The sequence below is a fragment of the Romboutsia lituseburensis DSM 797 genome, from assembly GCF_900103615.1.
In the GTDB taxonomy this organism is placed as follows: domain Bacteria; phylum Bacillota; class Clostridia; order Peptostreptococcales; family Peptostreptococcaceae; genus Romboutsia_F; species Romboutsia_F lituseburensis.
The window spans coordinates 109,157-132,816 of record NZ_FNGW01000006.1 but is presented as its reverse complement, the minus strand read 5'-3'; the positions used below and the strand labels follow the sequence as shown (position 1 = coordinate 132,816).

General features: G+C 28.9%; 21 protein-coding genes, 1 tRNA gene and 1 riboswitch. Of the genes, 2 read left to right on the top strand and 20 right to left on the bottom strand.

Features of this window, described 5'->3' with window-relative positions; genetic code table 11:
* The first annotated feature begins 320 nt into the window (after positions 1 to 320).
* Positions 321 to 1,316, top strand: coding sequence for an asparaginase (locus BLP75_RS12795; RefSeq protein WP_092726647.1), 996 nt, complete (start codon positions 321 to 323; stop codon positions 1,314 to 1,316).
* 110 nt (positions 1,317 to 1,426) lie between these two features.
* On the opposite strand, the gene BLP75_RS12790 is transcribed toward BLP75_RS12795, so the two are convergent.
* A complete protein-coding gene (locus tag BLP75_RS12790) occupies positions 1,427 to 3,469 on the bottom strand; it encodes an ATP-dependent helicase (RefSeq protein WP_092726645.1) in 2,043 nt (680 codons plus the stop codon).
* 456 nt (positions 3,470 to 3,925) lie between these two features.
* Here BLP75_RS12790 and BLP75_RS12785 point away from each other — a divergent pair, with 456 nt between their 5' ends.
* Positions 3,926 to 4,603 carry a DUF975 family protein gene (locus BLP75_RS12785; RefSeq protein ID WP_092726643.1) on the top strand — a complete coding sequence of 226 codons (678 nt, stop codon included), beginning with the start codon at positions 3,926 to 3,928 and terminating at the stop codon, positions 4,601 to 4,603.
* 186 nt (positions 4,604 to 4,789) lie between these two features.
* Here the strand turns inward: BLP75_RS12785 and BLP75_RS12780 are convergent, their stop codons facing one another.
* From BLP75_RS12780 to acsB, 19 genes are all read right to left on the bottom strand, one after another.
* Positions 4,790 to 6,349, bottom strand: a complete 1,560-nt coding sequence (locus BLP75_RS12780) for a ClC family H(+)/Cl(-) exchange transporter (protein ID WP_330385811.1) — start codon at positions 6,347 to 6,349, stop codon at positions 4,790 to 4,792.
* Between the two features lie 70 nt (positions 6,350 to 6,419).
* A tRNA-Ser gene (locus BLP75_RS12775) sits at positions 6,420 to 6,512 on the bottom strand.
* A 157-nt stretch (positions 6,513 to 6,669) separates the two neighbouring features.
* The gene (locus tag BLP75_RS12770) at positions 6,670 to 7,680 is read right to left on the bottom strand and encodes an ABC transporter substrate-binding protein (protein ID WP_242872432.1); all 1,011 of its coding nucleotides are present in this window, start codon (positions 7,678 to 7,680) and stop codon (positions 6,670 to 6,672) included.
* Between the two features lie 344 nt (positions 7,681 to 8,024).
* Positions 8,025 to 9,449, bottom strand: a complete 1,425-nt coding sequence (locus BLP75_RS12765; RefSeq protein WP_092726640.1) for a sensor histidine kinase — start codon at positions 9,447 to 9,449, stop codon at positions 8,025 to 8,027.
* Complete coding sequence (locus BLP75_RS12760) at positions 9,449 to 10,138, bottom strand: response regulator transcription factor (protein ID WP_092726639.1); 690 nt, start codon at positions 10,136 to 10,138, stop codon at positions 9,449 to 9,451. Before BLP75_RS12760 ends, BLP75_RS12765 begins: the two co-directional genes overlap by 1 nt.
* 231 nt (positions 10,139 to 10,369) lie before the next feature.
* A riboswitch (cobalamin riboswitch) is annotated at positions 10,370 to 10,551 on the bottom strand.
* A gap of 39 nt (positions 10,552 to 10,590) precedes the next feature.
* Positions 10,591 to 10,902 carry an energy-coupling factor ABC transporter substrate-binding protein gene (locus BLP75_RS12755; protein WP_092726637.1) on the bottom strand — a complete coding sequence of 104 codons (312 nt, stop codon included), beginning with the start codon at positions 10,900 to 10,902 and terminating at the stop codon, positions 10,591 to 10,593.
* Positions 10,874 to 11,617 carry an energy-coupling factor ABC transporter permease gene (locus BLP75_RS12750; RefSeq protein ID WP_092726635.1) on the bottom strand — a complete coding sequence of 248 codons (744 nt, stop codon included), beginning with the start codon at positions 11,615 to 11,617 and terminating at the stop codon, positions 10,874 to 10,876. Before BLP75_RS12750 ends, BLP75_RS12755 begins: the two co-directional genes overlap by 29 nt.
* A 192-nt stretch (positions 11,618 to 11,809) precedes the next feature.
* Entirely contained in the window at positions 11,810 to 12,673 is an 864-nt protein-coding gene (locus BLP75_RS12745; RefSeq protein WP_092726633.1) for an ABC transporter ATP-binding protein, read from the bottom strand.
* Positions 12,673 to 13,749 carry a FecCD family ABC transporter permease gene (locus tag BLP75_RS12740; RefSeq protein ID WP_092726631.1) on the bottom strand — a complete coding sequence of 359 codons (1,077 nt, stop codon included), beginning with the start codon at positions 13,747 to 13,749 and terminating at the stop codon, positions 12,673 to 12,675. Before BLP75_RS12740 ends, BLP75_RS12745 begins: the two co-directional genes overlap by 1 nt.
* Positions 13,749 to 14,777 carry an ABC transporter substrate-binding protein gene (locus BLP75_RS12735; protein ID WP_092726630.1) on the bottom strand — a complete coding sequence of 343 codons (1,029 nt, stop codon included), beginning with the start codon at positions 14,775 to 14,777 and terminating at the stop codon, positions 13,749 to 13,751. Before BLP75_RS12735 ends, BLP75_RS12740 begins: the two co-directional genes overlap by 1 nt.
* A 273-nt stretch (positions 14,778 to 15,050) precedes the next feature.
* Positions 15,051 to 15,320, bottom strand: a complete 270-nt coding sequence (locus tag BLP75_RS12730) for a hypothetical protein (protein ID WP_092726628.1) — start codon at positions 15,318 to 15,320, stop codon at positions 15,051 to 15,053.
* Between the two features lie 551 nt (positions 15,321 to 15,871).
* The gene (locus tag BLP75_RS12725) at positions 15,872 to 16,180 is read right to left on the bottom strand and encodes a DUF8180 domain-containing protein (protein WP_092726627.1); all 309 of its coding nucleotides are present in this window, start codon (positions 16,178 to 16,180) and stop codon (positions 15,872 to 15,874) included.
* 14 nt (positions 16,181 to 16,194) lie between these two features.
* Positions 16,195 to 16,611 carry a DUF3842 family protein gene (locus BLP75_RS12720; protein ID WP_092726625.1) on the bottom strand — a complete coding sequence of 139 codons (417 nt, stop codon included), beginning with the start codon at positions 16,609 to 16,611 and terminating at the stop codon, positions 16,195 to 16,197.
* 68 nt (positions 16,612 to 16,679) lie between these two features.
* Complete coding sequence (locus BLP75_RS12715; protein ID WP_092726623.1) at positions 16,680 to 16,865, bottom strand: CooT family nickel-binding protein; 186 nt, start codon at positions 16,863 to 16,865, stop codon at positions 16,680 to 16,682.
* 291 nt (positions 16,866 to 17,156) lie between these two features.
* Positions 17,157 to 18,095: a LipS2 family lipoyl synthase gene (lipS2, locus tag BLP75_RS12710; RefSeq protein WP_092726621.1), complete on the bottom strand. Its 939-nt coding sequence runs from the start codon at positions 18,093 to 18,095 to the stop codon at positions 17,157 to 17,159.
* Positions 18,092 to 18,958, bottom strand: coding sequence for a LipS1 family lipoyl synthase (gene lipS1 / locus BLP75_RS12705; protein ID WP_092726619.1), 867 nt, complete (start codon positions 18,956 to 18,958; stop codon positions 18,092 to 18,094). Before lipS1 ends, lipS2 begins: the two co-directional genes overlap by 4 nt.
* A 3-nt stretch (positions 18,959 to 18,961) precedes the next feature.
* Complete coding sequence (gene acsV / locus BLP75_RS12700; protein WP_092726618.1) at positions 18,962 to 20,890, bottom strand: corrinoid activation/regeneration protein AcsV; 1,929 nt, start codon at positions 20,888 to 20,890, stop codon at positions 18,962 to 18,964.
* 168 nt (positions 20,891 to 21,058) lie between these two features.
* Positions 21,059 to 21,433 carry a glycine cleavage system protein GcvH gene (gene gcvH, locus BLP75_RS12695; protein ID WP_092726617.1) on the bottom strand — a complete coding sequence of 125 codons (375 nt, stop codon included), beginning with the start codon at positions 21,431 to 21,433 and terminating at the stop codon, positions 21,059 to 21,061.
* Positions 21,434 to 21,463: 30 nt separating this feature from the next.
* Positions 21,464 to 23,590: an acetyl-CoA decarbonylase/synthase complex subunit alpha/beta gene (acsB, locus tag BLP75_RS12690; protein ID WP_092726615.1), complete on the bottom strand. Its 2,127-nt coding sequence runs from the start codon at positions 23,588 to 23,590 to the stop codon at positions 21,464 to 21,466.
* Positions 23,591 to 23,660 lie beyond the last annotated feature (70 nt).

Below are 23,660 nucleotides of genomic sequence, written 5' to 3'. Positions count from 1 at the left end.
TGAAAACTATTGATTTTTCTGTCGAATTTTGTTATTATTAATACATGGTTATCCCCCTGATAACCTTAATTAAAATCTCTATTCCCAATACCCCTTTTGAACGGATAGACTTTATATCCATTAGTTAAGTTGTCAACGGAAGTCAACTTAACAAAAAAAAAGAGCTTCCCCGAGCTCTTTTTTTTATGCATTTTTATAAAAATTTTCTTTAAATAAATCACTATTTTTTTATTTTAACATTCACATAATAGACCTATATATATTTTTTTTGATATAATCTAATTATAATATATTAAAATGTTTTAAAGGAGGCAGTGCATATGGCTAAAAAGAAAAAAGTGGCTATAGTTTTCACAGGTGGAACTATATCTATGACTGTAGATGAAAAAGTTGGTGCAGCTATTCCAACATTATCAGGTGAACAAATAATGTCGATGGTTACCAATATTGATAAAGTTGCTGAGGTAGAAGTTCTTAATTTTGATGAAATACCAGGACCTCATATAACTCCAGAAAGAATGATGGAGTTAAAAGATTATGTAAATAATTTACTTGTAAGAGAAGATATTTCTGGAGTTGTAATAACTCACGGTACAGATAGTTTAGAAGAAACAGCTTATTTCTTAGATTTAACTATAACTAGCATAAAACCTGTAATAGTTACTGGAGCTATGAGAAGTAGTTCAGAGCTTGGATATGATGGTCCAAGTAACCTTTCTGCTGCAGTTTGTACTGCAATTTCTGATGATGCTATGGGAAAAGGTGTGTTAGTTGTTTTAAATAATGAAGTAATGTTAGCTTCAGAAGCTACAAAAACAAATACTTTAGCATTAAATACATTCCAAGCATTAGGATCAGGTCCTCTAGGTATAATAGATTGTAATGAACTAGTGTTATCTAAAAATACTGGATCAAGAACTATAATTGATACTGATATAGTAGAATCAAAAGTAGCTTTATTAAAATCAGGTGTCGGAATGGATGCTGAATTTATAAAATTTGCTACAGACAATAGTTATAAAGGAATTGTCATAGAAGCTATGGGTAGAGGTAATATACCACCTCAAATGTATCAAGGAGTTAAGTATGCTAGAGAAAACAATATACCTGTTGTTATAGTGTCTAGATGCCACTCTGGTAGAGTATTTGATAGTTATGGATATTTAGGTTCTGGTAGGGATTTAAGAAACATCGGATGTATATTCGGTGGTGACTTACCTGGTCAAAAAGCTAGAATAAAATTAATGTTAGCTTTAGGCAAAACAAATAATTTAGATGAAATAAAAGATTTCTTCGAAAAAGGAATTTATTATTAAAATAAAAAGGATGTCTAGATAATATTTATTATTTAGGCATCCTTTTTATAATACTATACTAACGAATTTTTAAAATTTCCCCAACTTAAATCTAGAATTTAATTTTAGGTTTATATTTTCCAAATCATATTTTTCACCATACAAACTTTATAATCAAGCGTCCTATCTCCATCACTAAACCTTATTTTAATAGAACTTCCTTCTTTTTGTATTATAGTACCTTCTTTAAATTTTTTATGATATATTTTATCTCCAATAGTAATTTGTTCTATCTCTTTTTTAGTAGGTGCTTTTATATCATCAATAAATCTTGATTTAGATACCTTTTTTCCATACTTATTTATAGGAGAACTTATATATAGATTTTCCTCTGCTCTAGTTATCGCTACATACATAAGTCTTCTCTCTTCTTCTATTTGTTCTATCTTTTTTTCATCATCTTCTATGTCATATGATTTTTCATGTGGTATAGTTCCCTCATTCGCACCTATTATATAAACATTTTTAAATTCTAGTCCTTTAGCACTATGCATAGTTGTAAAAATAACACCATCTGTATTTTTATTATTCTTATTATCTACTAATTCTGATTTGACTCTATCTATATGTTCTAGGTAATCCTTTATAGTTTTAAAATTAGTTGCAGAGCTTTCTAATTCATTTAAAATCTCTATTAATCCATTTGTTTTTATTTTTCTGTTTGTACAATAATCTAATATGTATCTATCATAATCTAAACTTGTCCTAATGTAAGATATAGCATTTTTAGGATTTAATGTTTTTAGATAACTTAAATCAATATCTAAATCATTTATAGTTTTTACTTGTTTAGGATGCAAATTACATTTATTTATTAGTGCATTTATAAAGTCACTTTCATCCTTTACCATATTTACATTATCCTTAGATATATATCTAAATGGTTTATTGATTATTCTTACCCAGTCTTTGTTATTTTGAGGATTTAATCCTATTCTTAGATATGCTAGTATATCTTGAGCTGCCCAATGATCATATATAGTAATTATAGAGTCTTTTACTACAAATGGTATTCTCATATCCATAAACACATCTACAAGTGCTCTAGACTGTATATTAGTACGGTATATCACAGCAAAATCCGAATACTCTACATAATCTTTTTTTATTTCTTCTAATATATCTTTAGCTATAAATACAGCTTCTTCTTCTGAATCCTCTGGTGATACATAATTTATTTGAGCTCCATTACCTTGACCACATTTTATAACCTTTTCATATCTATTTTCATTTTTTTCTATAAGCCTATTAGCAATATCTATAATTTCTTCTTTTGATCTATAGTTGATATCTAAAACAACTTTATTTGTACCTTCAAAATATTCTTCAAACTCTAATAAAAAATCTGGCCTTGATCCCCTAAATCCATAAATACTTTGATCTTCATCTCCTACTACAAATATATTATTCATAGGATTTGCTATTAATTTAAGTACTTCAAATTGCACCTTATTTATGTCTTGAAATTCATCTACAAGAATATACTTATACGCACTACGTACTCTTTGTAATGCTTGATTATTATTCAATAACAACTCATATGTTTTTATTAACATATCATCAAAATCTATTTTATTTATTTGACTTTTATACTCTTCATACATATTATAAGTTTTTATAAACTCATCACTACTAAGTATTTCTGAATCAAAATCATATTTGTCCATTAGCTCATTTTTTACAAATGATATTTCATTTATTACTTGTCCAACAGTTTCATCATCATCTGCATTTTCTATATTTAAATTTTTCATAATACCTTTTAACGCTAATCTTTTAGATTTTTCATCTAATATACTATCTAAATCATATTTAACAAAAAATCTTAAGATCCTAAAGAATACTGAGTGAAATGTTCCATATGTAACTTTATTCATTCTATAATCTTTACTTAAACTTAATGCTCTATTTTTCATTTCTACTGAAGATGCTTTTGTAAAACTTATTGCTAATATACTTGTAGGTTTTATTTCTTTATTTACTACCATATTAGCAATTCTATATGTTATAACTCTTGTTTTGCCCGACCCAGGACCTGCTAATACCATACACGGACCATTTAAATGTTCTACTGCCCGCTTTTGATTTTCATTTAATTTATCTATACTTATCATAATTACCACCTTGCAATATTATTTCATCCGTTATTTAAAACTTTTCTATTTTTAATTATAAACTTTATACTAACTATATATACGAAATATAATTATAGATAAAACTATTATAATCTATAATTAAAATAATTGAAATTTTTACTATAATTAAAGCCTTACTTTATAATACCTATCTTATACATATATCTCCATTCAGGTATCAAAATCACCCTTTCACGTAAAATCTATTGTCTAATAAAAGCATAGATGATATCCTTACAATGCAAATCACTGCTAAGCATTTAATATTTATGAATTATATTATTAAAAAAATGGATTTATTATTTTTAACCTCTATTTACTATATATTATTAAATTTATTTAGTGGTTTAAGCATTATCCTAACTTAGATATTTATATTGCTTGATATAAATATCTAAGTAGCTTTTCAAATTAAAATCAATATCAGGAGGATTTATGAGAAATTTTTCAGAAATAAAAAGTACATCTAGAGAGCAATTATTAGATAACTGGAAACTACCTGTTTTATTTACTTTTTTGACATTAGTTTTATATGGTGTTTCTATATATTTTGATGATGATATATCAAATTTTGGCATAGCAGTCACTTTAACTGTTAGTATATTAGTTGGTATATTGAGTATTTTTCTTACTAATATTTTGCTAAATATAGCAAAGTATAATGAAGTTAAAAGTATAAAGGTACCTTTAAAGAAATTTTTAAGAATTATAGGAGCAAGCATTGTGATATTTGTACCAATGTTTGTGCTAATATTTTTAGTAGTTCTAGGAGCAACACTTGCATTAGTTAGTATCACAGATAGTTTTATTCCTATAATAATTATTATAATTACAATATATTCATTTTGCTTTATAGCAGGCTTATATTTATCATTCGTAAATTATCTAATTTTAGATGATAATAAGATATTTAAATCAATTAAATATAGTTTTTTATATATGAAAGGTAATTTATTAAAAACAATATGGTTATGTATAACATTTATTCCATGGATGTTAGTAACAGTAATAACATTAGGTTTAGGATTATTATACGTAGGACCTTATTTACAACTAGTCTATACAAATTACTATTTAGAATTAAAAAATGAATTTAATGCTAAGACTGAATAATAAAAAAGTCGCTTCGCTTCTGTCGCCAACGACCTAAAAAACAGGTCCGTTGCTCAAGCCTAGCAGTTGGTATTATAACTTATTCATAAATCAGATAAGTTATAATAACTTAGTATATAAAAAGGTTAAAATCTATAATTATAGATTTTAACCTTTTTAATTTAAACTTAACTTTTTTATTATAATTTAGCACTCTGCTAATTTAGTTACCTTTTCTAATACTTCTGAAGAACTATTTTGGTCAGTCATAACTGTCAAATAATCACCTGCTATAATTTTAGTACAACCTTTAGGTAATATTTCAGTATTGCCTCTTGTTATAGCCACTACTAAGCAATTTGTAGGCCATAAAATATCCTTAATACATTTACCATCAAGCTCACTATTCATATGGACTGCAGCTTCTAATAAAGTTTTCTTACCATTTCCTTTATATTTATTTTCTCCTTTAGATAAAAGCCTTTCTAATAAACTTTCATATATAGGATGAACTTTTAATATATCTGATGTAATTTGTGCAACTACTACTACTATAGAAAGTGATAATAAGTGCTCTAAAGAACCTGTCATTTCAGAAATTAATATAATTGCAGTTATAGGTGCTTTTACAGTTGCAGCGAAATGCCCTGCCATCGCTAATACTATAAAGTTTATAATATAGCTATCTGGTACACCTAGATAAGATATAGCTATAATTCCAACTACATTTCCAACTAATGCTCCTAATGTAAGTAAAGGGAAAAATATTCCACCAGGAACTCCTGAACCAAAACATATAAATGTAAATAAAAATTTAACCACTATAAACACAAATAAAATATTTATAGCAACTCCACCACTTTTTAAGCTCATTATAAGCTCATGTCCACCACCTAATAATATTGGTGATATTAAACCCACTATACCTGTCATTATAAAAGGTATTATTGTTTTAACTTCTGTACTTAGCTTACTATTTTTGAAAATACTTTGAGTTTTTAAAATTCCATTATTGAATATAAATCCACTAATACCTATTACTATACCTAATATTATAAGTACCCAATAGTATTTTAATGGTATTGGTGTCAATGCTCCAAAGTGTAATGATGGTATTAAACCGAAGAATTGTTTTGATACAAAATCAGCAGTTAAAGATGCTATCATTGCTGATAATAATACTAATGGAGAGAAGTTCTTATGAGCTTCTTCTAAAGCAAACATTACACCTGATAATGGCGCATTAAAAGCGGCAGATAAACCTGCACTGGCTCCACTTGTTATTAAATATTTTTCTTCATTTTCTAGTTTTTTTAGATTTTTCGATACGCCTTCTCCTATACAAGCACCCATTTGAACTGATGGACCTTCTCTACCAACTGATAGCCCAGCCCCTAGACAAATAAGTCCTCCTATGAATTTATGAATTAAGACTCTAAACCAATTTACTTCTAAGCGCCTAGTTAATATGCCTTCCACTTGAGGTATACCACTTCCACTTATCATTGGTTCTCTTTTGATTTGTTTTGATACTATATAGCCTAATATAATTAATACGATAAATATTATTGGTATATATACTAGATTTTCTTTTCCTCTAGAATATACTTCGATAAATACATGACTTAACTTAGATGCAATAAATCTATGTAGTACTATAATTAAGCCTACTAGAATTCCAACTAAAAAAGAATCTCTTACTAGTCTGTATTTAGAATTTTGAGCTCTTTCTAGCATATTGTAAGCTCTTTCTCTACTGCTTCTCACGTAGAACATCTCCTTTCAACTTATGGAAAATCCATAAAAAAAAACTACCGATAAATCGATAGTCTTTCACTGGCGGAGAAGGAGGGATTCGAACCCTCGCACCGGTTTAATCCAGCCTAATCCCTTAGCAGGGGATCCTCTTGAGCCACTTGAGTACTTCTCCAAGCTCTGTTCACTTACAAGTTAATTATATTATATTATTTAAAATTCGTCAATATAATTTATATATATTTTTTATATTTTATTAATTTTTTTATTTAAACTTATATAAAAAAATAAGGGCTACGATATCGCGTCCCTTATTGCTTTATGATTAACTATTATTTTTTTAATTCTGGATACAACCCTTGAGCAAATGTATTTATACCATCAATAGTTCTTACACCACTACAATACATATCTCCTAATGCTATAGGATTAACTCTCTTATCCTTTACAGCTTTTAAACTTGCTAATGCTTTATTATTTAAAATTTTATTAATTTCACCTTGAGCTACATTCTTATCATTTCTATCCATATATACTACAAATATAGAATCTGGATTTAATTTTATTAAGTCCTCTTCGCCTATATCTCCACCTTTTGGATTTAATAATTCTGCACCTAATTTAGACACCATATCTCCACCTAAAGTTTTAGCTCCGTAAGTGTAAATCTTTCCATCCATATATTCAACTATTAACGTTGTTTGTTTTTCTTGATCTTTTACTTTATTTACAACATCGTCTATACCATTTTTTATTTCATCTGTTATAGATTTAGCTTTATCTTCAACATCAAATATTTTTCCTACATTTAATATATCTGTTATTTCATTATCTACTGTTTTTTCCTCTGTAGCACCACTATTTACTGACATATATGTATTTATCCCTTTATCTTGCCAGTAGTTTACTTCACCTAATCTTTTTTCATCAAATATAGACCACCAAGAGAATATAAGGTCAGGTTTTTCCATTATTACAGTTTCTTTATCTGGTGTAAATTTATCTGAATAATTTACTTTACTAAAAGCTTCTTTATATTCATCTTTAACTTCATGATCTAAACCTGCAGCTAATTTTATTTTATCCTCTAATCCTAATGCTAACATTGTTTCAATAGAGTTTTGATAAACTGCTACAACGTTTTCTGGCGACTTATCAAAAGTAACTTCTATAGGTTCTTTCTTATAATTATAAGTTTGAATAGTTACTGGATAATGAGATGATTTACTTCCTCCTGAAGAAGCCTTATCACTTGAATCATCTACTTTCTTCGAAGCGCAACCAACAAGACCTAAAACTAACACAGTTCCTAACATTAATGCTATGCTCTTTTTTAATTTCATAATTTCCTCTCCCACGCTTAATTTTTCTCATATATAAAAATAAATTTCTCTACTTTAATTGATGAAATTTAAATATTTTTAATAAAACTTTAAAGAGAGTATCTCTAAAATCTTAGATCTACTCTCCTATATAATTATTTATTGCAAGCTTCACAAGTACCTGCCCCATTACAAGTACATTGATGCTCTTTACAAGTTGCGCACATATATTTTATCCCCCAATTCTTATTCGTATCTTCTTAGATATTATATCGTACAATTGTGTACTTTTTGTGTCAAAACTATGTCAAACTTAGCTCAATTTACATTTTACGCCAATATAACTTATTTTCTATCATTTTAAACTATTCATAATGTATCGTAAACACAAATCTAGAGCCTACTCCCACGTTTGATTCAACATATATTTCTTCATCTAAATGTCTTATTATTTCTGCTGCTATAGATAAACCAATTCCAGTTCCCATAGATTGCCTAGACTTATCAACTTTGTAAAATCTATCAAATACAAAAGGTATGTCCTCTTCATCTATTCCAATTCCAGTGTCAGATACAACAACTCTTATAAACTCTTTTTCTATACTAGTTTCTAAACTCACAGTTCCTTCTTCTCCTGTAAATTTAAATGCATTATCTAACAATATTACCAAAACTTGTATTATCCTGTTATAGTTAGTAAATACAATAGATTTATTATTTTCAATTTTTTTTATAGTTAAATTTATATCTAGATCATTTGCAATTACTTCAAATTTTTCATATATCTCATCTAAAATATCATTTAAATCAACTTGATCTTTTTTTACTGATACATTTCCAGCTTGAAGATTTGATAACTCTAGCATATCTTTTATTAATACTTCTAATCTCATTGATTCTCTTAGTATCATACTATAATATTTTTTTCTATCTAGTTTGTCTGAAAATACATCATCATTTAACATTTCTGCTACTGCCCTTATAGATGTTACTGGGGTTTTTAATTCATGTGAAATATTAGCTACATAATCTTTTCTCATTTGATCTAATAACTTAGCTTCCTTATCATTTTGTTCTAATCTTAATGTTAGTTCATTGAAAGCTCTCGCTAAATCTCCTATTTCATCATCTTGGCTTTCTTTTATTCTTATTGAATAATCACCTTTAGCCATAGACATTGTAGCATTAGTCATATCATCTAATGGTTTAAACCATTTTTTGCTTGATAGATATATCGGTATAATAGTGGATGTTAAAACTAAAACTACACTTATCATTAGTACAACATAAAATCCTACAAATAAATCTGCAAAATCTTTTGTAAGCTTTATAACAAATATAGCACCTACAATTTTACCATCTTGCTTTATAGGCTCTCCTACAATTATGGAATCTTCCTTCAATCCATAAATTTTAGTAACACCTTTTATTGAGTTGCCTCCTAAAACTGTATTTATGTATGGTTCTAATCCTTGTTTTATTTTTATATCATCAATTATAATTCCATCTTCTCTTTTAGGATATATTTTACATATTGATTGTTTAGAATTATCATATCCTTTTATAATAACATCATTTCCTAATATATTTTCTAGCCTGTCAGGCAACTTACTAGCCATAATATCGTATTGTGATATAGTATCTTCTACCTTTTGCTGAATTTCTTCTAATTTAATTTTTAAGAAATATTGTTTCAATGTTATACTACAAAACAATATCATTACTGAAACAGCAACTATACTAGCAATACCTATAGTTCTAAATATCTTTTTAAATAGTGAATGATTCATTAAGACACCTCAAATCTATATCCTACACCATATATAGATTTAATTTCCCACTCAGAATCATAAGAGCTTATTTTTTTTCTTAATCTCTTAATTTGAGTATCTACTACCCTAGTATCTCCAAAGTAATCATATCCCCAAACTTCTGATAATATGTAATCTCTCGTTAATGTCTTACCTGGATTAGATGCTAACATATAAAATATTTTAATTTCTTTAGGTGTAATATTAACTGGGTGGTTATTGATATATACTTCGTGACTTTCTAAATTTATTTCAAGATTTTTATGTTTTATTAAATCACTTTTTTTATACGAACTTGCACTAGTTACTCGTCTTAAAACGGTTTTTATTCTTATTACTACCTCTCTTGGCGAAAATGGTTTAGTTATATAATCATCTGCCCCCATTTCAAGTCCAGTTATTCTGTCTATAGTCTCACCTTTTGCTGTCAACATAATAATTGGAACATTACTTACTTTTCTAATTTCTTTACATACTTCAGTTCCAAACATCTTTGGCATCATTAAATCTAATAATATAAAATCAGGATTATATTCTTCAAATTTTTTTAACCCATCGATTCCATCATATGCTGATACATAATCCATACCTTCTAATTTTAAATACTCCCCAACTGTTTCATGTATTGATTCTTGATCATCACATATTAAAATTAAAGTCTTTTTCAAAATTACTCACTCCTTTATCCCCTTGTAGCCATTTAACCTCTTGCTATAAAGATACTAACATAAAAAATGCTTTAGCAATACAGCTAAAGCATTTTTTATGATTAAATCATTTATTTTATTAAAAATAGGTTAAGGTCAAAATTAAAAGCTCAATCAAACGGGGATGAGCTTAGTATACCTATATAATAAATATTCATATAGTCAGTAAGAACCTTCCTCATCCCCGAAGAAATCCTTTATATATTATAGGTAGATATCCTGGCTTAGCTTCATCCTACTAGTTTACCTTCCCGTGAAATTATCACAGTGGTTTAACAAACGTTCGTCCACATTACAGTAGCGGGTGCTGCAAAGGATTTTAACCTTTTTCCCTATTAATCTCTTTTTAGAGAGCCTATAATAGATTTAATTTTTATAATAAAAATGCTTTATAATATATATTATACATGCATTTATTTAGCTTTTCTACTACCTAAATAATATCCTATGATTCCAGCTCCTAAAGCTGCCTGAGTAGCAAATAGTAAACTTTCTATTTCTCCACTAGGTGGCTCATATAAGCTGCTAAACCAAGGCTTATAGTCTGGAGATATTTCTGTTATTGCATCTTCTGCTTGACCATCAGCTCCTCCATATTCCGCTCCTGGTTTTAATACTAAAGGAATCACTATAAGAGCAACTGCTATTAAAAGCATTATAAAGTTGTTTTTATTAGCTTTTTTATTAGCTTTATTTTTATTTGCCTGTTTCGCATTTGTACTCATCGTAGTCTACTCCTTCCTCTTCTCTTTGTGTGATCATGTTATATATTATACTTGTTAATATACCTTCACCTATTGCTATAGGTATTTGAGTTAAGAAGAATATTCCTAAGAATTTAACTAAAGATGCCATAACTCCACCAGATGCATCTGGAAACGCTAATGCTAGCTGAGTTGCTGTTACTGTGTATGTAGCTAAGCATCCTAATGCAGAAGATATAAACACATTAAATCTAGTATTTACATTAAACTTTTTAAGTAATTTATATAGTCCATATGTAACTAATGCTCCTACAACTGCCATTGAGAATCCATTAGCTCCTAAAGTTGTTAACCCACCATGTGCTAAAAGTATAGCTTGGAATAAAAGTACTATCGTTCCTAAAACAACCATTACACTTGGTCCAAATAATATAGCTCCTAGGCCTATTCCTGTTGGATGTGAACAGCTACCTGTTAATGATGGTATTTTTAGTGCTGATAATACGAACACAAATGCACCACATAGTGCTAACAATACTTTCTTTTTAGGATTTTCCTTAAGTATTTTTGTAATATTTTTTAATCCTATTAAAAAACATGGTATAAATATTATACTCCATGCAATAGACCATTTTGGAGGTAAAAATCCTTCCATTATATGCATGGCATGCGATTGAACAGGATTAAGTAGTATAAACATGAATGCTGCTATAATCCCTAATCTAAAATTTTTCATTAGTCCATCTCCCCTTATTAAGTTTTTCTAATTTAATTATACAACTAAATTGTGTCTTTTTTGTGTCATATAATTGTCAAAATTAGTACAAATTCCTTATATTTTTACACAAAAGTTGTATTTTAGTTATTATAAAAAGCAGTAACTAAATTTTTTAATTTTAGTTACTGCTTTATTATTAATACATTTTATTTATAATGCTGCTTGCGTATGTTCATGGTAATGTTCATGCTCACCTGTAAATCCATCTTCATGAATATGGTCATGACCTACTCCATTAATATGTTCATGCGTGTGCATAAATGATACCTGTAATTTTTTATTTATAGGATTTATGCCTACATATGCATTCACTCCAAATACTTCTTTTAGCATCTCAGATGTTATAACCTCTTCTACTTTACCTGCATTTATTATTTGTCCCGATTTCATTACTATTAAATAATCACAGTACATAGATGCTAGGTTCATATCGTGTATAGCTGATAATGTAGTTATCTTAAGACTTTTAACTAAGTCCATCAACTGAATTTGATACCCTATATCTAAGTGGTTTGTAGGCTCATCAAGTACTAAAAAATCAGTATTTTGAACTAGTGCTCTTGCTATTAAAGTTCTTTGCTTTTCTCCACCAGACAGTTGAGAAAAACTTCTTTCTGTATAACTTTCTAGTCCAACTTTTTTCAACATGTCTTTAACCATTTTTAAATCTTCTTTAGAGTAATCTTCGAAAACTGATTTATATGGATATCTTCCCATTTTAACGATTTGTTCTACTGTAAAATCAAAATGTGTATTACTTTCTTGAGCTAAAACTGCTATTTCTTTTGCACAATCTTTGTCCTTCATTGTTGATAAGTCTTTATTATCTAAAAATATACTTCCATTAGTTGGCTTATAAAGCCTATATATATTTTTAAGTAATGTTGATTTTCCTGAACCATTAGGCCCTATAACTCCAACAAATGAACCTTTAGGTACATCGAATGATACATCTTTTAATATTTCTTTTTTATCTATATTAAACTTTAAGTCCTTAACTTGTACCTTAAACATTACTCTTTCCCTCCAAATGAATAGTTTTTCTTAGAAATTAAGTATAGGAAGAATGGTCCTCCAACTAATGAAGTTATTATTCCTATTGGTATCTCTATTGGTGGGAAAAGACCCCTTGCAGCTATATCTGAACCTATTAAGAAAATAGATCCTATTAATGATGAAAGTACAATTAATTTTTTATGATCACTACCACATATAGTTCTACATATATGCGGTACAACTAAACCTATAAATCCAATCGCACCAGTTATTGCAACTAATGCTGATGTTAATAATGTTGCTAATATTAAAATTACAGTTTTTATAAGTTTTACATTTATTCCAAGTATTATTGCACTATCATCACCTAAAAGTAATATATCTAATGATTTAGACATTATTATAGCTATTATCATAACTAATATTAGTATGATAAATGGGAATAAAAGTACATCCCACTTAGCACCACCCAAGCTACCTATAGTCCAAAAAAGAGCTGTTTTAGCTTGATTTGAGTTTTTAGCTGAGTATATTAGTAAATTTGTAAGAGCTGCAAATATAGTTGATATTGCCATCCCAGAAAGAACTAATCTTGTTGTAGAGCTAGTTTTTCCCATTTGAGTTCCTATTGCAAATACTAAAACCCCTGATAATATGGATCCTAAAAATGCTCCTGTTTGTAAACTATGTATTCCAAATATTCCACCTAATACTAAAACTGCAACTGCACCACAAGATGCTCCTGATGATATACCTAATATATATGGTTCTGCAATTGGATTTTTAGTTACACATTGCATAAGAACCCCACAAATTGCAAGACCTGCACCACATATTGCACCTAATAAAACTCTTGGAAATCTTATTTCCCATATTATATTTTGATTCATAACTGTTGATACATCACTAAAAATTGCCCCATTTGTTAATTTGCTAAGTAATACTTTATATACTTCTCCAGGTTCTATATATGTACTACCTATTGCTATTGCAACAACTGATGTTGCTGCTAATAATATTACTAGTGCTATTACCCAAAATAAGAAACCTTTCTTTTTAGAAAGGCTCCTTTTATTTTCTACTGCCACTTGCATTATTTATTTTCTCCAAAGAAATATCCATGCATTTTTTCTATAAGCTTAGGATTTCTAACACCTGGAGATAAGTCTGCTAATTCTACAACATATATTTTATTGTTCTTTATAGCAGGTACGTCTTTAAGAGCTGGATGAGCTTTTAAGAAATCTATTTTCTTTTGTACTGGTTCTCCTGCTAAGAAGTCAGTTACTAATATAACTTCTGGATTTTCAGCAACTATACTCTCCCAAGAAACATTTATATATGGTTTATCTGCATTTTTAGCAAATACGTTATTTCCACCTGCATGCTGTATTAAATCATTAGCAAGTCCTTTACCAACTACCATCGCATCATTTTCACCAGAATCATAAACCATCATTTTTACTCTATCTTCAGGTTTTATATCTCCTACTTTATCTGTTACAACTTTTATATCACTTTTCATTTTATCTACAACTTCTTTAGATTTATCTTCTACTCCAAATACCTTTCCTAACAAGTCAAAATCTTCATATACAGTATCAATTGTTGCATCTGGAGAATATGACTTAGCCATAAAAGGTGCTATTCCATTTTTTATAAGTTCATCTGGAGCTCCTGTTGTTTGTTCACTTATAGATGAATCCCATCCACTAACAAAATCAGCTCCTGTAGCTAAGAATCCTTCTTTAGATATAGAGTGACCTTCTCCAACTTTTATTACAGGTATTTTTTCATATGCTTCTTTATACTCAGGTAATATTGGATTATCTAAAAGAGCTGTTCCTACCATTCTATCCCCTAAATCTAATGCTAATAACATCTCTGTCATGAATTGAGATAATGTAACTGCTTTTTGCTTTGGTGCATCTACTTTTACATTGTAATCTTTAGCACCATCTGAGTATACGTATTCTACTGGCTTAAAGTTACTTGCCTCAACCTTTGTATTAGAACCTTCTTCTTTAGTTTTTTGATTTGATGAGCATCCTACTGCGCTCAGTGTTAACCCTGCTATAGCTAGTACAACTAAAAACCTTTTTAAACTTTTACTTTTTACCATTTCAAATTCTCCCCTTAATATATGTATTTATTTTAATTATTTAAAGTTTATTTTCCAGTTTCTTATAATTATAAGGTTTAACTATACTTTGTATATATTTCACTTTAAATTTATCTTATAATTATAATAACGTATTCTCATAATTATAGAAACCTTAATTTATATTAATAAAAAAACCATGAAGTTATATATTGGGGCATGTCAAACAAACCCTTTAATATAAACCTTCATGGTTTTAAATTCAATATCGTAATTAAATTTTATCTAGTTATTTTACGCATGTATATGTTCATGATCATTTGTGTGAGCATGTCCATGTTCATGTGTATGTTCGTGACCATGACTATGAGTTCCTGTGAATCCATCTTCATGATTATGGTCATGTCCTTGTCCATTTACATGGTCGTGATCATGTCCGTGTTCATGTGTATGTGGATGTACATGATCTTCATGTTCATGGCTTCCACAACAATTTTCTCCCCCGTGTCCACAACATCCATTTATATGTGGATTATGATGAAATCTAAAATTATTTCTTAACATAGTAGCCCTCCAATTTATGATAATTCTTAATACAGATACTTCAGTACCCCTTTACTACGTAAGTATACATTACGATATTATATGGGTAAATACCTCTTTTATTTTCCAGAAAATTTAATTTTATCTATATTTCTTTCTTTTTTTATAGTTTTCATTCTTATTTTTAGATTTCAAATTATTTTTAAAAATATTTTAATTAAATATATTTAATTCGACGTCTATATTCATTTTATGTAAATTTTTATATATTTTTGTTTTATACTTTTACTTGATTGTCATTAAACTTTATTTTATACTTTAGTTGTAAGTACATAACTAATAGAAATTTAGTATTTGAAAATACTTATAGGAGTCAGAAGACTATGTCTTCTGGCTCTTTTTTATTTCTATTACCAAAGTTAACGTTTTTGTTTATATTCTACTTTCCCCAAAAGTAAGAATTGTACATACTTAAAGGATGAGTTTTAATCTCATCCTTCTTTTTTTGTGATTAATATTTGATTTGTATATAAAATAAAGCATAGGTAATCAACCTATACTTTATTTTATAATTACATATGTTTTTTAGCTTCTATTAACATTTCATTTGCTTTATTCATGTATTCTATAGCTTTTTCTATGTTATCTGCTGTATCATTTTTTCCTATAGCTCTTGCTTTATCTACCCATTCTCTAAATCCTTCTTCATGAGTTTCATTATGATTTACCCAATGAAGTAATAATATTTTTAAAGTTTTTTCATCTTTATTTTCTGTACTATCTCCATGTACATGTGGATGAACATGATCATGTGCGTGTCCATGTTCATGGTCATGATCATCTGCGTGATGGAATCTTATTTTTTCATTATTGAATATCATATTTATTCCCCCATTTACTTTATGTTAAATTCTTTTTTTATTACTTTTATGCAATCTTTTATTAATAATGCTAATGGTTTATTTTCCAATCCTACGATTTCAACATCTTCAGGCATTATAGGTAAAAGTACCTTTAGAGCTTCACATTCTGCTACTGCTGTACTAATACCACATGTAACTTCTCCCATCATGGAGTTTGGCATAACCACAGATACTGGAGCTACTACAATATTAGCTTTCTTCACAGATGTTATTATTGCATTTTCCCCTGTTGCTCCTTTATTTGCATGAGATTTCATCATAGAGCTTGTAGCGATTGAATTTGTTCCTAATGCATATATGTCTATGTATGTGGGTAATTCCTCTCTTAAATTTGATACTATTTGGGCTCCGATTCCTCCACCCATTCCGTCTATTACTGCTATTATCATATTACTTCTTCCCCTAGTGTCTAATTTTTGAAATTTATGTACCTCGCATTTTACATATTTTGCTTGAATTATTCTGATATTATTATTTTATGGTCCATTAATTTTATTTCTTTTATTTTACCATCTATTATTTTTTGTTCACCTAATAAATCAGTTAAATAAACTTTTCCTTCAAAAGGATCTACGCTTACTACATTATCCATAACTCTCTCTAATTTATCATTTTTTAATACATATGCTGCTGATTCACACATAATAACCCCTCCATAACTTTAAATTTATTAGTTTTGTTTAAGCTTCATCTTATTTGTTTCTTTGCTTTTTTTATATTTCCTCTAATTAAATTTTATCAGTTTATGCATGTTTAGTAAACGTTTTAATGCAAGCAAAAAAAGGTTTCTAAACGTATTTCATAATACATTAAGAAACCTTCATGATTCCAATTTTTAACATTCATTTATATTTTAAGTATAGCACCAGTTTTTGTACAAAGTCAATTAAATTATATTACATGTACTTATATAGCTATATCCTTAATACTTATTCTATAAATTTAATTCTTTTATAGATTTATCTATTTCCTCTTTATCTAATGATCTTGAATAATTATAAATAGTACTTCCTGGTCTTTCATTATAATAAGGTCTATTGCAATCTTTACATCCTCTTATCTCAAATGGATATCCTTTATTTATATCCTGTTTTATATTTTCGCTTATTTTTATATCTTTTAAATATCCTTCTTCAAACTTAAAACTATCTTTTAAGCATCCTTTATTTATCATATATGTCATTAATTGAACTCTTCTATAACTTTCAATAGAAGGCTGATTTATATTTTCCATTTTAGTTCCTTTTACAGGTGTAAATGCAAACAGACTCACAGTTACATTATTTCCTATTAAGTAAGTGTATAATTTGTATATGTCTTCATGAGATTCACCTAGTCCTACAATTATATGAGTACTTATTTTACCAGGGTATTTCATAGCCATATCTGTTACAAATTTAATTTTTTCATTATAATTATTTCCTTTTATTGATTCATATAAATCTTTATTTGCTGCATCTATTGCTATTCCTATTTTATCAACACCATATGAAAAGAACTTTTCAATTTCATCGCTACTTTCAAGCTTAGCAGACAGTGATATTGGCAAGTCAATATCATCTTTAATATACTCTATAAATTCTTTTACAGTTTCATGTGCATCATTACTTGCCATAGATTGAATACATATTCTTTTAATATTTGATCCTTTGTAGTTTTTAAATGCATTTAAAATTTCTTCTTTAGAATACTCTGGCCATATAACCCTTGAAAGCTTATCTTTTCTTGTACTACTTTCTGTTGACTGAGAACAAAATGCACAATTATTATTGCATCTATTTCCTATCATAATATAAGCTGTTGTGGGAGGAATATCACTTTTTTTATTTAAAATTCCAAGTTCAATTGCAGTTCCTAGTGACAATCTAATCATAATACACAACACTCCTTAGTCTCAAATATTATCATATCCATTTCTAATGCTTTTTCTTTTGCACTTTTAGACGGTAATACTATTTTATTTACTCCGCATTGTAACGCTATATTATCGAGCTTTTTTCTATACATACCTCTTGGCCTCATACACCCTAAGTTTATTTGAGTATTAGGTAATTTTATTCTAGCTTCGCATAATACATCTGCTAACTTATCTAAATTTGGAGGACTTACATTTTCATATTCCGTATTTTTAGTTGGTATTAATACTATAAATGTAACTTTTTCAGGAGGATTTTGAGATAAATAATCTATAATTTCATATTCACCTTTTATTTCTCCACCTTTTAATCCTATACAAATATGTGGAGCTACATTTGTGTATTTTTTAATATTCTCATAAGTTTCTATATAGTCTTCTTTATTTTTATCTATTTTATAAACTTCATTTATCGTTTCTTTATCAAATACCAAGTCAAATGATACTACATCTATATATTTACATACATTTTTTATACTTTCCTCATCCATAAGACCTAGGTGAGCATTTAATTTATAACCTTCTTTTTTTAGCTTCTTTAATGTTTCTACATGACTGTTAATAGGCACATCACCCTCAAAGCTACATCCACCACTTAAAAGCATACTACTTATATTTCTAGTTTTTACTTTTTCATTATAGCTATCTATTGGAGTCATATTTTTTAGGTAGTGTCCATTACAATGAGCACAGTTTAAATTACAACTATCATTTGTAGTACTTATTGCTAATGTTTCATTAGGGTAAGAAAACTCTATTTTATTCCCAAAATTTCTATTTTTTATTTCTAGCGCTGATTTCATTTTAGAAGATATATTCATATTTTATTCCCCCAATAATGATTTTACTGTTGGGAATTGTTCTATATTTGTATGTGGTAAAAAGCATGCTGATATAAATTCATCCATATAAGTAGGATAAACACTTAACTCAACATAAGTCATCTCATTGCCTATTTGTTTAAGTTTTTGCTTTGCATCTTTACTTATAAGTGCTAAATAAGAACCTACTAAAGAGCTATTTCCTATATACTCAAATTTTTCCCTTTCTATATCAGGAAGAAGCCCTATTAAAATTGAGTTTTCTATATTTAAGTTATTTCCTATTCCACCAGCTATATAAACTTTATCTACAATACTGAAGTCCATACCTAAACTTTCAACAAGCACACTCGCTCCTGAGTATATTGCCCCCTTAGCTTTTATGAAGTTATCAATGTCTACTTCAGTTACTGTTATATCATTTTCTAAGTTGTATTCTTCTTTAAACGCTAATACGTATTCACCTATTTCGTGCTCATTAAATCTTATTCTTTTATTATCTAAATCCCTCTGTAATTTACCTCTTCTATCTACTATCCCTGTAATTAACATTTGGCATATTAAATCTATTATTCCAGACCCACATATTCCTATAGGGTCACAATCTCCTATAGTTGTAAGATGTGGTTTTAAAGTTTCTTTATCTATACTAACCTTTTCAACAGCTCCATTAGAAGCCCTCATACCACAGCTTATTCCTCCACCTTCAAAAGCAGGTCCTGCTGAGCATGCACAACTCATCATAAAATCTTTATTCCCAAAGACTATCTCTCCATTTGTTCCTAAATCTATAAATAATATATTTTCATCACTTGCCCATATTCCAGCTGATAAAACACCTGCTGTTATATCTCCACCCACATAACTAGCAACAGATGGTGCTAAATATAAATATGCACTTTTATTAACATTTAATCCTATATCATCAGCCATTAACTTTGGTGATTTTAAAAATGGTGGTATAAAAGGTTCTTGTCTTAGGTAATCAACATATACACCTAAGAATAAACTAGACATAGTTGTATTACCTGCTACAACTAGACTTACTACATTATCTTTATCTATTTTATTTTTTATATATATTGATTCTAGTAATGGATTTATAGTTTCTTCTATTACAGCCTTATTTAAATGATCCAATCCATTTTTCTTTGATGAATATATTATTCTATGTATTACATCTGCACCGTATTTTATTTGTGCATTTCCTGATGATGCTTTGTCTATTACTTCTTTAGTATATAAATCAACTAAACAAACTACTACTGAAGTTGTTCCGATATCTATAGCAACACCGTAAAGTCTATCTTCTGTGTTACCTGATTCTATATTTAATATTGTTATTTTATTTTTCTTTTTAACATATGTTATAGTTACTTTAAAATTATTTTGCCTAAACACAACAGGCATCTTTTTAAGTATATCTAATTTAAAATCTATCTCATCATATCCAAGATTATTTCTTACATGTCTTTCTAATCTATCAGCATCACTTATATTATCATCTAAAGTTGGTTCATCTAATTCTATATAAGTTTTAACTATATTTGTTTTAAAATCTAGATTATGAGTTTCTATTATATTCTTAGCTCTATCAAAAATTTCCTTGTCCCTCTTTTTATCACTACCTTCTATTTTCATGCCATGCATTGATGATGATAGTTTTGAAGGTACTTCTATTTCTATATCCTCTATTACTTTCGTATTACAAGCTAATATATATCCTTGTTCCCATTCCTCATCTTTTATGTGTAACGTTTTCTCAGTATCGACATTACCTTTTAATAACTTAACTTTACACTTACCGCAAGATACATTTCCATTACATGGAGCATCTATAAAAATATTTAAATTTCTTGCAACTTCTAATAAATTATCCCCTTTGTTGCAATAGACTTCTTTATTGTGTGATGTAAAATTAATCTTTATCATAATCTCTTCCCCCCAATATCTATTTCTACTATAATTTTAACATAAATCACCTTATAAATCGTGTCATTCATGCCATTATATATGAAATTTAAGATGATATTCGATTTAAACAACATAAAAAAGGTATAGCAGATTTATATTGTTTATCTACTATACCTTTTAATGATCTTACTCTAACCCAGCTTCATAAGCATCTGAGTTTAATAAGTTTTCTAACTCATCTGTATCAGATAACTTAACTTTTACTATCCATGCATCATATGCATCTTCATTTATATATTCTGGCTCATCATCTAATTTTTCGTTTATTTCAACTACTTCTCCAGATATTGGAGCTATTAAATCAGATGCAACTTTTGAAGATTCAACTACACCAAATTCGTCTCCTACAGTTAATTCATCTTCAACTTCTGGCATTTCAACAAATAAAACTTCCCCTAATTGATCTTGAGCAAAATCAGTTATTCCTATATAAGCAAATTCACCTTCAACTTTTACCCAAGTGTGTTTATCTGTATATTTTAAGCTTGGTATAACTTTCATTAATTTATCCCCCTAATATGCTAAATTAAATTACATTACACATTCCATTCCTAATGCTGGATGACCTTTTTCTTCTAAGAATGCTAATACTCCTTCAGACTCAGTAGCTATAGTTTCATCACATATCATGTCTGTAAAGTTTTCTATACCAGTCATTTCTTTAACAGTAGCATTTAATTTTTCAGATACATATTCTTTTAATTCTTTTGGCATCCAAACTATTCTTTCTGGTCCACCTTCTGCATAAGCGAACTTTTTAGAAGATATGAAGAATCTTCCGTGTCCCATGAATCCAGGAGTTTGAACTCCTCCACCTGTCATAGAAGCAAGTTCACCAAATGTCATACCAACTGGAGTTATTCCTGGGAACTCTCTGTTTACTATAACAAATCCGTTAGCTTCTGGCATTATACCACATATACATTCGAAGCATCCACAAGAAGTCATTGGATCTTCAAGTATAGAGTATAATGTAACACTTTCGACAGCACCTTGAGATATTTCACTTACTGTATTATTTACAGATTCCCATACCCCTGTTCTTTCATCTAAACATTCACCTTTAACTATTGGTTGACATGGTCCTGTTGGATCTAATTCTTTAGTTGCCTTAGCATCTAACCAGCTAACTGCTCCACAAAGTCCAAGTCTTTCAGGAGTAACAACACAAACATGTGCAGGTGCGAATGATTGACAAAGGTTACAAGAATAGAATTCTTCAACACTTTCATCAACTAATGAAGCTGATCTTTCATCTCTAGCAGCATATCTTATTATAGCTTCTTCTTTTAATTGTGATACTTTCTCAGCATCTGTTATTATAGTAACTTCACACTTATCAACAACTGATTCAAATTCATCTCTCATCTTAGCATATAAAACTTCTCCTATATGCTCTAATCTGAATCCTTTATCATATGCATCTTTAGATATTCTTACCCAAGACATATCTCTTTGACCAACGTGCATTACACCTTCTATATAGTTTAAGAAGTAGTGTAAACGTCTTTCTAGAACTGGTTCAAAGTCATCTTGCATAGCTTTACCAGCTATTTTAACCATTATAGCAAGAGGTAATCTTACAACCCCATCCGCTTCTATTTCATCTATATTAGGACCTACAACTTCTATCTTATGATCTTCAACATCACTTAATTCTTTATTAACAACTAATTCCCAAGCTTCAGTTTTATTTCCACCGAACTCAGCAAACATATCGTTCTTTCTTATTCTTTCACCTTCAAATGCTGCTGCAAATGATACTGGTATTGGAATTTCTGTTATTTTTATTTTTATTCCTCTAGCTTCTAATGAAGTAGCTACGAACTTATCATAGTCTTTTTGAGTTAATAAGTTCATTGGAACTTCTAACACAGTTTGATCAGTTATAACTGGGAATCCTAAAGCTATTGCTCCAGCTCCACAAGATACAACTAATTCACTCAATGGTCCAAATGCATTAACAAATGCAGGAACTCTCTTCGCAGTATATTCTAATAATCCAGGTAAATCTCCAGGAGTTAAACCTCCGAATATTAAAGCTGCTCTTATAGCAACTGATACTACGTGTATAACAGCAGTTACGTCATATCCTAATGGTATAACTCTTAGTTCAAGACCCATCTTAACTTCAGCTTCTATAGCTTGATCTATTACTTTTCCAACTAAGAATGTTAATAAACCTTTAGATTGGTAGTCTTTTATTATATTAGCAGCAGTTTGAGCATCTGGACACTCTCCAAGTACAACTGCAACCCCTGGTATATCCCCAGTAACTAGAGGTACACCTAGTGATCTTATTATAGGGTCAGTTATATGACCTGCACAAGGCTCACTATATGGAGCATCCATAGTTGAATATTTTATAGCTTCTATTACTTCAGCTGCAAGAGCTGTAGCTAAACCTGAATTTAAAGCATGCTCTAATAAATGAGTTCTATTTATTAAACTTTCAACTACTCCTAAAGCCCCTTCTAAGTCAGCTAAAGATCCCATTTTTTGTCCTGTTGCTGCATATATACAAGGTAATGAATATGCAGTGTCAGGGAATGCAACCTTATGATCTCTTCCGTGTTTTTCTATTGATTCATTTAATAATCCTTTAGCCGCTGCTAAAGCTTGTTCTGAACCATTAAATATTGTATTATATAAATTCACTCTACTTCCCCCTTTTAAGCTTCTTATATATTTTTATAACACATAAGAAATTATACTTCATGCATAATTT

Coding starts and splice junctions, on each gene's coding strand:
- BLP75_RS12715 (WP_092726623.1), bottom strand. CDS start 16,865: ATGTGTGAATCAGCAGCATATGTATTAAAAAATGATAAATTAGAGAGA.
- BLP75_RS12725 (WP_092726627.1), bottom strand. CDS start 16,180: ATGATATTCAATAATGAAAAAATAAGATTCCATCACGCAGATGATCAT.
- BLP75_RS12720 (WP_092726625.1), bottom strand. CDS start 16,611: ATGATAATAGCAGTAATAGACGGAATGGGTGGAGGAATCGGAGCCCAA.
- BLP75_RS12735 (WP_092726630.1), bottom strand. CDS start 14,777: ATGGTAAAAAGTAAAAGTTTAAAAAGGTTTTTAGTTGTACTAGCTATA.
- BLP75_RS12740 (WP_092726631.1), bottom strand. CDS start 13,749: ATGCAAGTGGCAGTAGAAAATAAAAGGAGCCTTTCTAAAAAGAAAGGT.
- BLP75_RS12765 (WP_092726640.1), bottom strand. CDS start 9,449: ATGAATCATTCACTATTTAAAAAGATATTTAGAACTATAGGTATTGCT.
- lipS2 (WP_092726621.1), bottom strand. CDS start 18,095: ATGATTAGATTGTCACTAGGAACTGCAATTGAACTTGGAATTTTAAAT.
- gcvH (WP_092726617.1), bottom strand. CDS start 21,433: ATGAAAGTTATACCAAGCTTAAAATATACAGATAAACACACTTGGGTA.
- BLP75_RS12770 (WP_242872432.1), bottom strand. CDS start 7,680: ATGAAATTAAAAAAGAGCATAGCATTAATGTTAGGAACTGTGTTAGTT.
- BLP75_RS12755 (WP_092726637.1), bottom strand. CDS start 10,902: ATGAGTACAAATGCGAAACAGGCAAATAAAAATAAAGCTAATAAAAAA.
- BLP75_RS12750 (WP_092726635.1), bottom strand. CDS start 11,617: ATGAAAAATTTTAGATTAGGGATTATAGCAGCATTCATGTTTATACTA.
- BLP75_RS12790 (WP_092726645.1), bottom strand. CDS start 3,469: ATGATAAGTATAGATAAATTAAATGAAAATCAAAAGCGGGCAGTAGAA.
- BLP75_RS12730 (WP_092726628.1), bottom strand. CDS start 15,320: ATGTTAAGAAATAATTTTAGATTTCATCATAATCCACATATAAATGGA.
- acsV (WP_092726618.1), bottom strand. CDS start 20,890: ATGATAAAGATTAATTTTACATCACACAATAAAGAAGTCTATTGCAAC.
- lipS1 (WP_092726619.1), bottom strand. CDS start 18,958: ATGAATATATCTTCTAAAATGAAATCAGCGCTAGAAATAAAAAATAGA.
- BLP75_RS12745 (WP_092726633.1), bottom strand. CDS start 12,673: ATGTTTAAGGTACAAGTTAAGGACTTAAAGTTTAATATAGATAAAAAA.
- BLP75_RS12785 (WP_092726643.1), top strand. CDS start 3,926: ATGAGAAATTTTTCAGAAATAAAAAGTACATCTAGAGAGCAATTATTA.
- BLP75_RS12795 (WP_092726647.1), top strand. CDS start 321: ATGGCTAAAAAGAAAAAAGTGGCTATAGTTTTCACAGGTGGAACTATA.